The following is an 11,831-nucleotide window of genomic DNA, read 5'->3' as shown; positions in this document are numbered from 1 at the left end:
GCGAGGATGGGCTGGCTGGTCCGGGGTCAGGACTGCGGTTCGACCGCGCGCCGTTCGCGGACGGCGCCGAGCAGGCGCTCACGGCTGCCGCGTCCACCGCCTGCCTGCTTCTTCTCCGCGTTGACCAGCAGATCGGCGTGCCCGCGCACGGTTCCGGCGCGGAACAGGTCGACCGTCTTCACCATCCGGCCGGACACCTCGCGCAGCTTCTCCACCAGCACCACCAGGCGCAGCGAATCGCCGCCGGCGTCGAAGAAGCTGACGTCGTCGCCGAACTCCTTGTTGTCGAGCACCTCGCTCCAAACGCCGCGGACGAGGTCGAGGCGCACGGCCGGGTCTTCGAGGTCGAGGGCTTCGGTGGCGGGCTTGAGCACGGTTTCCTCCGGGGATCGGGCGAGATCCGCGACACCGCGCCGCAGATCGAGAAGCAGGCCGTCGATCGTCTTGTCGGTGAAGAGATCGGCGGGGTAATCGAGGGTCAGTTCCAAGCGGGAGTCCGCCGTGACGTGCACGAACAACGCGAGATCCCACTTGCTGTACTGGGGTTCCAGTGGTTTGAACCGGCCGACGACGCCGGGCGCGAGGTCGAAGGGCGCGGGTACTTCGGCGAGGTTCACCAGAACCGGGGTCAGCGGCAGCCTGCCGACGTCGCGCTCGTCGTCCAGTTCCGCGGCGAGCGCGTCCAACGGGACGTCGGCGTCGATGAACGTCTCCATGCCGGAGTTCCTGGCCTCACGCAGGAGTTCGCGCCAAGTCGTCTTCTCGTCGAGGCGGATCCGCAGGACGAGGGTGGACATGAACATCCCGACGACGCCCGTGGACACGGGGTCGTCGCGGCCGGGCCAGACCACGGAGAAGAGGAAGTCGCGTTGCCCGCCTCGGCGCGCCAGGGTCGCGGCGAGGATCGCGACGCCGGTCATGAACGCGGTGCAGCCGGCTTCCGCGGCCGCCGCCAGGACCTGCGCGGAGACGTGGGCGTCGAAACCGGTGCGGGCGTCGGCGCCGATCATGGACAGCTCGGCGTCCGGACGGCGGTCGTAGGGCAGGTCCACCGTGGTCGGAGCGCCCCGCAGACGCTCGACGGCTTCCGCGATCCGGGGCGCGAGCTCGCCTTCCGGGATCGGTACCTGCACCAGCGCGGGGTGGACCGGTTCGGGGAGCAGCACTTCCTCGCCGGCCAGCGCACCGCGATAGAGCTCGCCGATCTCGTCGAGCAGCAGCTTCCGCGACGTGGCGTCGAAGACGATGTGGTGCACGGTCAGCACGAAGAGCGTCGTTTCCGGGCCCACACGGATGATCTCCGCTCGCGCCGGCGGCTCGTCACCGAGATCGAAGGGCGTGTAGCAGAGAACCTCCACGAGTCGCTTCAGCTCGTCAGTGGTCCAGTCCTCCTCCACGGCGTCGAGGAAACCGGCCTCCGCGGGCTCGCCGTCGGTCCGGTACTCCACCCGGCGGTGGGTGGTTTCGAGCCGGAATCGCGCACACAGGGCGGGATGCCGCGCCAAAGCCGTGCTGACGGCGTCCGCCAGCACGGCGTGGTCGAGCGGTCCAGTGAATTCGATGACCGACGGGATCAGGTACGTCGGCCGCAGCCGGTCGATCCGGTCGACGATCCAAATGCCCTGCTGGGTGGGCGTGGCGACATGCCAGAGACTGGCCGATTCAGATGGCATTATTCTGCCGCTTCCCCCGGTCGGTGAACAGCATCAACAATAGGAATAAAGGCACAGCGGAAAAGTGGAACCACATTCACGCGGTGGCTGAATTCCCCCCAGAAATCGAACCCCCATTTGCCATCACGACGCTACGAGGGCACTGCTGGGACTGTCAACTCGTCCATTCGTGGACTTCCCACCGCTGAACGACGAAAGCAGTGATTCGGACACCCTTGACACTGCTCGAACACGCGTGCTTGACTCGGCCGACATCTGGGGTTGAAGCAACACGGGCAGCAAAGTGCTGTTGGTAAAGTGTTGCGCTGTCAAAGGAAGGGCCGCACAAGGATGTCCGGCCTCCTCCATTTGAGCGACCTGTCGCCCTCTTATTCATTAGCCCATTGGGCGCAATGGCGACTGAGGTGTTCGGCGTACGTAATCACTGTGCCGTTCGGGTGCGGATAAAGCATCGCGGTTCGTCGTGGAATGAAGGGAACGCGCGCATGACGGTCGAGGACACCACCAGGGGTTGTCCGGTGCATTTCGGTGGCGCCGACCTGGTCGACCCATTCCTGTACGCCGACGGGGACGCACATTCGATATGGCGTGAACTGCGCGAACAGGACGGGCTGACCTGGCATCAGGTCGACGCCGATCGCGGCTTCTGGTCGGTGGTGAAGTTCGCCGACACCGACTTCGTCATGCGCACCACGGAACTGTTCACCTCCGAACGCGGCACCATGCTCGAACTGCTCGGCATGGACGATCCGGCCGGCGGCAAGCAACTCGTCGTCACCGACCCGCCGCGGCACACGATCATGCAGGCGCGGTTGAAGAAGGCGCTCGCGGTCCGCGCGGTGGACAAGCAGCGCGACATGGTCCGGGAGCTGGTGCTCGATCTCATCACCCCACTGGGTGATGGCGGCGTCTTCGATTTCGCGCAGGCCATGATGACCATGCCGATGGCGGTCACCGGGCGCATGATCGGTCTGCCCGAAGAGGACTGGCCGTGGCTGACGAAGCTCACGAGCGCCTGTGTGGCCGCCGACGATCCCGAGTTCCAGATCGCGGACGGCAAGGACGCGACGCTCGCCGCCGCGCACCGGGAACTGTTCGTCTACTTCCAGGACCTGGTGTCGTTCCGGCGCGACCACCTCAGCGACGACCTGCTCAGCGTGCTGATCTCGACCGAGTTCGAGGGCAGGCACATGTCGTCGAGCGAGATCGTGGCGAACTGCTACAGCCTGCTCCTCGGCGCGAACGTGACCACGCCGCACGCGCCGAACTTCGTGTTCGCGGAGTTCATCGAATCCGGTGTGCTCGAAGACTGGACTCGGCATCCGGAGGCCGGGCAGACCGCCGTCGAAGAGGCACTGCGCTGGTCATCGCCGGTCAACCACATGCTGCGCTACGCCACCGAAGACGTCGTCCTGCGCGACACCAAGATCGCCGCCGGCGACGCGGTCGTCGTCTGGCTCGGCTCGGCGAACCGCGACGAAGAACAGTTCCCGGACGCGGACACCTTCGACATCCGGCGCAAACCGAACAAGCACCTCGCGTTCGGCATCGGGCCGCACTACTGCGTCGGGCACAGCGTGGCGCGGATGAGCATCCGGATCCTGTTCGAGGAACTGCTGAGCCGGTTCCACGACTTCGCACCGGCGGGCAAACCGGAGCGGATCACGTCGAACTTCGTGTCCGGGTACAAGCGGGTGCCGATCACCGCCGTCAAGCGATAGCAAAGGTCCCTTGCTCTCTTTCCGCAGGTCAGCGGGCACGAGGAGAGCAAAGGTCCCTTGCTACCCCTGAGGCCGGACGAACGGGAACAGCACCGTCTGCCGGATCGAAGCCCCGGTCAGCATCATCAGCAATCGGTCGATGCCGATGCCGAGTCCGCCGGTCGGGGGCATGCCGTGTTCGAGCGCGAGCAGGAAGTCCTCGTCCAGTTCCATCGCCTCGACGTCCCCGCTCGCCGCGCGCAGTGACTGGGCCTCCAGCCGCCGCCGCTGTTCGAGCGGGTCGGTCAGTTCGGTGTACGCCGTGCCGACCTCCGAGCCGAACGCGATCAGGTCCCAGCGCTCGGCCAGCCGGGGATCGACCCGGTGCTGCCGGGTCAGCGGCGACACGTCGGTCGGGTAATCGGTGTAGAAGGTCGGCAGTACGGTCGCACCCTCGACGAGGTGCTCATGCGCCTTCAGCACGAGATCGCCGTGACCGGCCTCCTCGTTCACCGGCACCCCGGCCGCGCGGCACAACCGGCGGAGCTCGTCGACCGAAGTGCCCGCGTCGATCTTCTCCCCGAGCGCCGCGGAAACGGCTTCATGCACCGGGATCACCGGCCAGTCACCGGAGATGTCGTACTCGACGACCGTCCCGTCCGGACCGGGCCGACGCACGACCTGAGCGCCGTACGCGGCTTCGGCGGCGTGCTGCACGAGTTCCCGCGTCAACGTCCGCATCGTGTTGTAGTCGGCGTACGCCTGGTATGCCTCCAACATGGTGAATTCGGGGTTGTGCGTCGCGTCGACACCTTCGTTGCGGAAGTTCCGGTTCAGCTCGAAAACCCGCTCGACCCCGGCCACGCACAGCCGCTTCAGGTACAACTCGGGCGCGATCCGCAGGTACATCCGCATGTCGTAGGCGTTGATATGCGTGACGAACGGGCGCGCGTTGGCGCCGCCGTGCACGGTCTGCAGCATCGGCGTCTCGACTTCGAGGTAGTCGCCCTGGTGCAGCCGCTCCCGCACCGCGCGCACCACGGTCGAGCGCATCCGCAGCATCGCCGTCGAATCCGGGTTCACCGCGAGGTCGAGGTAGCGCTGACGCACCCGCGTCTCCGGGTCGGTGAGGCCCTTTCGCTTGTCCGGCAACGGATGCAGGCTCTTCGCCGTGACGGTCCACTCGTCGACGAGCACGGAAAGTTCGCCACGCCGAGACGTCACGACCTGCCCGCTCACGCCGACGTGGTCACCGAGATCGACCCCGTGCCGCCAGCCGCCGAGGTCGAGCACCGTGGCGTCGAGCATCAGCTGGATCTCGCCGCTGAAGTCCTTGACCCGCGCGAAACAGAGCCCGCCGAGGTTGCGCATCGCGAGCACCCGGCCGGCGACACGGACTCGGTGGCCGGTGTGACTGTCGGGGCCCAGGTCGCCGAACTTGGCGACGACCTCGCCGAGCAGATCCTCGCGGGCGAAACCGACCGGATACGGATCGATTCCGGCTTCCCGCAAGCGATCCAGCTTCGCCATCCGCACGCGGACCTGCTCCGGACGCCGCACCTGTTTCGGCGCCGGAGTGGCCGCGTTCGCCTCGATGCGGTGGACTTCGGCGACGAACTCGTCGGTGACGGTCTCCAGTTTCAGCGCCCGTCCCGACCGTCCTGTCGGGACGAATCCTTCGAGTGCGCCGGCGACGATGCCGACCCGCGGCAACCGGCGGGCCGAGGAGTAGCAAAGGAACCGCGGTTCCCAATCCGGTCCGTACTTGGCGTTGGACCGGTAGAGCGATTCCAGCTGGAAGAAGCGCGACGCCATGCTGAGGACACCACGCCAGGCACGCAGCACCGGCCCGGCACCGATCCGCTCGCCCTCGGAGAAGACGGCGCGGAACATCGCGAAGTTCAGCGAAATCCGTTGCGCGCCAAGATGCGAACTCGCCGCCACGACCTCGGCGATCATGTATTCATTGAGCCCGTTTTCGGCGTCCCGGTCACGCCGCATCAGATCCAGCGAAAGGCCTCGGCGACCCCACGGGACGAACGACAGCATGCCGCGAAGCTCGCCTCGGGCGTCGTAAGCCTCCACCATCACACTGCGGCCGTCGCTCGGATCGCCGAGCCTGCCGAGCGCCATCGAGAAGCCGCGTTCGGTCTCCGCGCCGCGCCATTGCTGCGCCTGCAGCAGCAGCTGTGCCATCTCGTCGGCCGGGATTTCGCTGTGCCGCCGGACTTTCGTGCTGTATCCGGCTCGCTCGATCCGTTTGACCGCTTGCCGGACCGAGCGGCGCTCAGGACCGGCGAGGCTGAAGTCGCGGACGTCGAGGACCGCTTCATCGCCGATTTCCAGCGCGCGCAGACCCGCGTCGGCGTACACCTTCGCGCCGCGTTCGCTCGCGCCGAGCACGCCGGGCGTCCAACCGTAAGTGCGTGCTTCGTTCAGCCAGGCGCGGACCGCGTCGGGCCAGGCGTCGGGGTCGCCGATGGGGTCGGCACTCGCGACACTGGTGCCGGCGAGTACCCGGTAGGCCACGGCGGCGCGGCCGTTCGGCGAGAAGACGACGCTCTTCTCCCGCCTAGTGGCGAAATATCCCAAGGAGTCGTCTTCGCCGTGTTCGGCGAGAAGGCGGCGTACGCGTAGTTCTTCTTCGTCCGTCCTCAAGCGACGGCTGCGTACGCCGCGGAAGAGTGTGTACAGCGCAGCCGTCGCGACAGCGGTCGCACTGAGGTCGAGGACGAGATCGAGCCAGGCGGGTCCCTCGCCGATTCCGACGCGACGCAGCTGGATGTTCTCGCCGGTCGTGTGGTTGACCACCCACGCGAACCGCTCCCAGGTGTCGGCGAGACGTCCGGGGAAGGCCTCGCTCAGGCCCCAGCCGACGAGGATGACCGCGGCCAGTCCGCCGAACAGCATGGTGAGGCCGTCGCGCCAGGCACTCGGCGCGAGCCGGGCCGGGAACGCGGGCCGCAGGATCCAGAGGAGCCCGATCATGCCGATCGAGATCAGGTCGGCGATGGCCAGCACCCACACTTGGTGCGGGATGTGCCGGACCTGCCACGGACCGAGTTTCAGCAGCTCGGGCCACCACAGGAGGGCGGCCTGGAAGGCCAGGGTCACCGCCAGTCCGCCGAACTGGAACAGCAGCAGCGTGTAGAGCGCGGCGCGTTTACGGCGGCGGAGCGCGGCGCCGAGGACGACGAGCAGCAGGACGATCACGAGACTCGCGTTCGTCGGAATGCTCAGTGCCGAGAAGGCGATGTCGCCGGCCTTGAGCACTGGCCCCTTCACGCCGCCCACGAGGAGGAGGATCACCGAGAAAACGGCCGCGAGCTGCACGAGGGTGGCGACGATGCCGCCCGCCCTCGCCTTCCACGGCGAGACACGGCTCGCTGGGTTTCCCATTCTGGCCTTTCGCGGTACACACAGGTGATCGACAGCTGCTATTACTTGACGTCACACAACCCCGTGTGGTTGTCAACGATCATCATCCTCTGGTCTCAATTTCGTCATCCGCGGGCGTGACGCTGCGCCGACACCGCGGTGTGAAGCTGGTCGCAGGGCCTTGGGGGCCTCATCCCCGCGTGTCACGCTTTGAACTGTTCAGCTCCACGACCCGGGGACCTCTTCGAGGCCTCGAGGGAAGGACGGTCGACAAGGATGTCTGCCACCGAAAAGGACACCGGCGAACTCACCGCCCCATACGGGACCGGCGCCGCGCCCCAGGCCGCGCCGGGGAAGAAAGTCCGGGTTCATCACCTTCGCGAGATGAAGCAACGCGGCGAAACCTGGCCGATGCTCACCGCCTACGACATGTACACCGCCGCACTGTTCGACGAGGTCGGCATTCCCGTGCTGCTCGTCGGGGACTCCGCGGCGAACAACGTCTTCGGCTACGACACGACACTTCCGGTGACCGTGGACGAGCTGCTCCCCCTGGTCCGCGCGGTGACCAGCTCGGTGAAGCGGGCACTGGTCGTGGCCGACCTGCCGTTCGGCTCGTACCAGCTCTCGCCGCAGCAGGCGCTGGAAACGTCGGTGCGGTTCATGAAGGAAGGCCGCGCGCACGCGGTGAAGCTCGAAGGCGGACGGAAGTTCGCACCCCACGTCGAGGCACTGACGTCGGCCGGCATCCCGGTGATGGGACACATCGGATTCACTCCGCAGAGTGAACACAATCTGGGCGGCTACCGAGTCCAGGGACGCGGTGAAGCGGCCGACGCGCTGCTCGCCGACGCATCGGCTCTCGAAGAAGCCGGCGCCTTCTCGGTCGTCATGGAGATGGTGCCCGCCGAAGCCGCGAAGCGGATCACGCACGAACTGACCATCCCGACCGTCGGCATCGGCGCCGGTCCGGACTGCGACGCGCAGGTACTCGTCTGGCAGGACATGGCCGGGCTTCGGCGCGGGAAAGCACCTCGGTTCGTGAAGAGGTACGCCGATCTGGCCGGGGTGCTCGCGGGCGCCGCGACCGCGTTCGCGGAAGACGTCCGGCGAGGCGAATTCCCGGCCGCGGAGCACTCCTTCCACGACTGACGCGGCCCCGACCTGTAGAAAGAGAGCAAGGGACCTTTGCTCTCTTCTCGCGCTCGTCACGTCTGACGGCCTTGACCACTCGCAGCCCGAACGTCCGTGAAGGCCTCCTTCCCTACTCTCACGGTAGGGAAGGAGGCCTTCACGGACAGAGCGCGACCCAAAGCGATAGCAAAGGTCCCTTGCTCTCTTTTCGGGGCGGCCCACCCTCCTTTAGTTGTTCACATATATGAACTTCAATCATGTCCTTGACTCGCATTCGTAAAGAGGCTTAACGTCTAGCCCGTCGCCGCCACGACTGAGCTTCGATCCCTCGACGAGGAGGACAACGGATGCGTGTTCGTGAGCGGGTCCTGGCCATCGCGACCGGTGCCGCCATGCTGGCGACGTTGGCGGCGTACCCCGCACAGGCTGCGACAGTCCGCGTAGGGACTTCGGCGGAGCTGTCGGCGGCACTCGCTTCGGTCACCTCCGGCACCATCATCGAGCTCGCGGCCGACACGACCTTCACCGGGAACTTCAAGGCGGCGAAGAGCGGCACCTCCAGCAGCCGGATCACACTGAAGGGCCCGAGGAGCGCGGTCATCAAGGCCTCCGCCGGCCGCACCCTCGAACTGACCGGTAGCTACTGGAACCTGACCGGCTTCACCATCACAGGTGGCCAGAAGGGGCTGATGGCGACCGGCGTCAAGAACACGGTCGTCGACGGCGTCAAGGTCACCGGTGTCGGCCACGAGGGCATCCACTTCCAGTACACGAGCACCGACAACGTCGTGAAGAACTCCGAGGTCACCGACACCGGCCGCGAGTACGCGGGTTACGGCGAAGGCATTTACTTCGGCTCCGCGAACGGCAACTGGCCGGGCGGCACACCCGACCGCAGCGACCGCAACAAGGCGCTGAACAACAAGATCGGCCCGAACGTGCGGGCCGAGTCGATCGACATCAAGGAAGGCACCACCGGCGGCGAACTGCGCGGCAACGTCTTCGACGGGACCGGGCAGAGCGGCGAGCACTTCGCCGACAGCTGGGTGGACATGAAGGGCAACAACTACGTGGTCGCGGACAACCGGGGCAGCAAGGTCTTCGTGCACAACGCGACCTACGGCGGCTTCGAGGTCCATGTCCAGCTCGACGGCTGGGGCCGCAACAACACCTTCTCCGGCAACACCGCGGACGTGCAGTCCAGCTACGCGTACGGCTTCTATCTCGTGAAGGCCGCTACGGGGAACAAGGTCTGCGCGAGCAACAAGGTGACCGGTGCCGGGAAGGGATTCGCGAACGTGGCCGCCACGACGGGCTGCTGACGCGACCGAAGACCGGGGGCCCGCTCAGCCCGGCGGCGGGGGCGGGCCCCCACCCTTCGGACACTCGCCGATTCAGGCAGAGTGTCCTTATGGACGACCTGTACCCGCCGATCCACGTACGCGCCGAGGGCATGCTCGACGTCGGCGACGGGCACCGGATCTACTGCCAGGAGGCAGGGAACCCGGACGGAAAACCGGTGGTCGTCCTGCACGGAGGCCCTGGTAGCGGCATTTCGCCGATGGCCCGGCGGCACTTCGACCCCGACGCCTACCGCGTGATCCTGTTCGACCAGCGCGGCACCGGCAAGAGCACGCCGCACATCAGCGAACCGGACGTCGACCTGTCGGTGAACACCCTCTGGCACCTCGTCTCGGACATGGAAAAGCTGCGCGAACGGCTGAATCTGGAGCAATGGCAGGTCTTCGGTGGCTCCTGGGGCGCGACCCTCGCGCTCGCGTACGCCGAAACCCACCCGAGCCGGGTCACCGAACTCATCCTCCGCGGCGTCTTCACCGTCCGCCGCAGTGAACTCGACTGGATCTACGGCGGCGGCGCCGCGAACCTCTTCCCCCGTGAGTGGGAAGCGTTCCTCGCACCGATCCCCGAAGAGCGCCGCGACGACCCGATGTCGGCCTACCGCGAACTCGTCTATCACCCCGATCAGGCGATCCGGGAACGCGCGGCTGTCGCTTGGAGCGTCTGGGAAGGCGCGACAGTCTGCCTCCGGCCAGATCCGGCGTTCCACAACCAGTACGCGTCGCCGGACTTCGCCGTCACCTTCGCGCGGCTGGCGCTGCACTACTTCTGCCATGGAGCTTGGCTTGAGGACGGGCAGCTGATCCGGGAAGCCGGGAAGCTGTCCGGGATCCCGGGTGTCATCGTGCAGGGGAGATACGACGCCGTGTGCCCGCCAGTGACGGCTTACGAACTGCATCAGGCCTGGGCGGACTCGAAGCTGGAGCTGGTGGAGGCGGCAGGCCATGCGGTTACGGATCCGGGGATGCTGGCCGCGATCCGGGCCGCGACGGACTCTTTCCGAGGAGTCTGATCGAGATCACCGACTTCCTCCTCGACGTCTTCAAGCAGGCGAGTCACGCTGAATAATTGCAAAATTCCGCATGGAACAGGTGGATTTATCCCAGCCTTGCACGTCAGCCCTCTCCAGCCCCCTTAGTGCCGCACACCCATTCCATCAATCTTTGAATCTCTGATTCTATCTGACTAGCCGCCACATCGCGGGAGTACTTCTCGCGCGGCTCGGAATCCGAATTGTAGTCAATGGTTGAAACCTGCATTTCTCCCGACCCCCAAACGGTTAAATAGAAGCCCTTGTCTCCGTTTCCAACATAGACACCGAAGGAATTCTTTTCCAGCCCTTTCAAGGAGTCGAAGACTTCGACCACCAAGCCCGATTCTTCAATCGCAGGACGCATCTTGCCAAGCTTGACTTCAAGCAAATACGGAAGAGAGTTTTTCATTTTCTATCAACAATCCTAAGATTCTCAAAACGGGGCATCTCCGGCTTCGGAAGGCCACGCTTCTCGTTAAGCTTCGAGTAGATAGGATGTTCCGGACCTGGAATCTGGGCCCACCCGGGTTTACCAGCCTTCTTCAAGCAGGAACACGGTACATCAAACTCAACATAAATCGATCCCGGGGCAGCTTCCTTCCGATACGCATCAGGATCAGCGGGGTTGGCGACGTAAGTCGAAGTACCACTACTTCCGGCCTGAACCATCCCGGTGTCTACCATCCTTTGATGCTCTCCCTCCGACATCCATCGTCCCACAGTGCAGCTCTCATTGTGCGTGAGGACAGGTGTCTGACCTGCGACAACGTAGTACGTGTGGTCGGTATCGACGGTCAGGTTGTAGACCTGCCGCGTCTCCGACCACGACCGCGTCCCCGTGACCGTCGCATCCCGATGATCCCCGGTCTCCAACCGGTGGCCGGCCTTCAGATCAACAGCGTTCGACCACCGCTTCTCCGAAGCCACCCAGAACGGATGCTCATCCGTCGCCACCACAGACCCACGATCGGCACCACTCGCGACACCGACCTCGACCAACGTCCGCTGACTCGCATGCGACCGCACATCCGTCACCACACGAACAGCCGAACGCCCCGTCGTCGGATCCTTCGCCAGGACCTTGTCCCCGACCTTGACGTCCTTGATCGGCTTACGAGACCCGTCGCCCATCACCACCAAAGTGCTCGGATCGAAGCTGTTCTTCCTGACACAACCCGGATCCGCCCCACCGGACGACTCGTCGTGGTGCTTACCCCGCCCCTTGTTGCGCCCGGCGAAACCACCAAGCACGCCAAGAGCATCCTCAGGAGTAGCGCCGGACTGGGCGATCTCCGACACCGCCGTCACCGTCTCGGCGACGTTCTGGATGACGTTCCCGTCCCCGACCACCTGCTTTTTGAAGAAGTCGAACACCCGGCCGGAATCCTGCACGTTGGCCTTGAACGACTGCACCACCCGAGCAGGCGTCAACGGCGACGACGACACCAGGTCCGTGCCCTTGAAGACCGGCTTCAACGCCGCCTTCAACGTCGGGATCGGGTTGCGCTTCGCGGTCTTCTCCGCGGCACCCCGCGCAGCGGCGGCCGCGGCCTT

Annotated in this window: 8 protein-coding genes; 4 read left to right on the top strand and 4 right to left on the bottom strand. The window is 65.7% G+C overall.

Annotated features, from left to right (window positions below; all coding sequences use genetic code 11):
- Window positions 1-26: 26 nt before the first annotated feature.
- Window positions 27-1,673, bottom strand: a complete 1,647-nt coding sequence (locus H5J31_RS31090; protein WP_181776231.1) for a condensation domain-containing protein — start codon at window positions 1,671-1,673, stop codon at window positions 27-29.
- A 485-nt stretch (window positions 1,674-2,158) separates the two neighbouring features.
- Here H5J31_RS31090 and H5J31_RS31085 point away from each other — a divergent pair, with 485 nt between their 5' ends.
- Window positions 2,159-3,394, top strand: a complete 1,236-nt coding sequence (locus H5J31_RS31085; RefSeq protein WP_181776230.1) for a cytochrome P450 — start codon at window positions 2,159-2,161, stop codon at window positions 3,392-3,394.
- 60 nt (window positions 3,395-3,454) lie between these two features.
- Here the strand turns inward: H5J31_RS31085 and lysX are convergent, their stop codons facing one another.
- On the bottom strand, window positions 3,455-6,772 hold the full coding sequence (lysX, locus tag H5J31_RS31080) for a bifunctional lysylphosphatidylglycerol synthetase/lysine--tRNA ligase LysX (RefSeq protein ID WP_181776229.1): 3,318 nt from the start codon (window positions 6,770-6,772) through the stop codon (window positions 3,455-3,457).
- A 255-nt stretch (window positions 6,773-7,027) separates the two neighbouring features.
- On the opposite strand from lysX, the gene panB reads away from it, so the two are divergent.
- From panB to pip, 3 genes are all read left to right on the top strand, one after another.
- A complete protein-coding gene (gene panB / locus H5J31_RS31075) occupies window positions 7,028-7,903 on the top strand; it encodes a 3-methyl-2-oxobutanoate hydroxymethyltransferase (RefSeq protein ID WP_181776228.1) in 876 nt (291 codons plus the stop codon).
- A gap of 329 nt (window positions 7,904-8,232) precedes the next feature.
- Window positions 8,233-9,207, top strand: a complete 975-nt coding sequence (locus H5J31_RS31070) for a right-handed parallel beta-helix repeat-containing protein (protein WP_181776227.1) — start codon at window positions 8,233-8,235, stop codon at window positions 9,205-9,207.
- A gap of 89 nt (window positions 9,208-9,296) precedes the next feature.
- A complete protein-coding gene (gene pip / locus H5J31_RS31065; RefSeq protein ID WP_181776226.1) occupies window positions 9,297-10,256 on the top strand; it encodes a prolyl aminopeptidase in 960 nt (319 codons plus the stop codon).
- A 103-nt stretch (window positions 10,257-10,359) separates the two neighbouring features.
- Here the strand turns inward: pip and H5J31_RS31060 are convergent, their stop codons facing one another.
- Window positions 10,360-10,686, bottom strand: coding sequence for a hypothetical protein (locus H5J31_RS31060; protein ID WP_181776225.1), 327 nt, complete (start codon window positions 10,684-10,686; stop codon window positions 10,360-10,362).
- On the bottom strand, window positions 10,683-11,831 hold a 1,149-nt coding region (locus H5J31_RS31055; RefSeq protein WP_207899076.1), incomplete at its 5' end, for a TreTu family toxin. The genes H5J31_RS31055 and H5J31_RS31060, both read right to left, overlap by 4 nt.

The sequence above is a fragment of the Amycolatopsis pittospori genome (assembly GCF_013870525.1).
Classification (GTDB): domain Bacteria; phylum Actinomycetota; class Actinomycetes; order Mycobacteriales; family Pseudonocardiaceae; genus Amycolatopsis; species Amycolatopsis pittospori.
The sequence above is the reverse complement of the archived record's forward strand: the minus strand, read 5'-3'. Positions and strand labels throughout refer to the sequence as shown.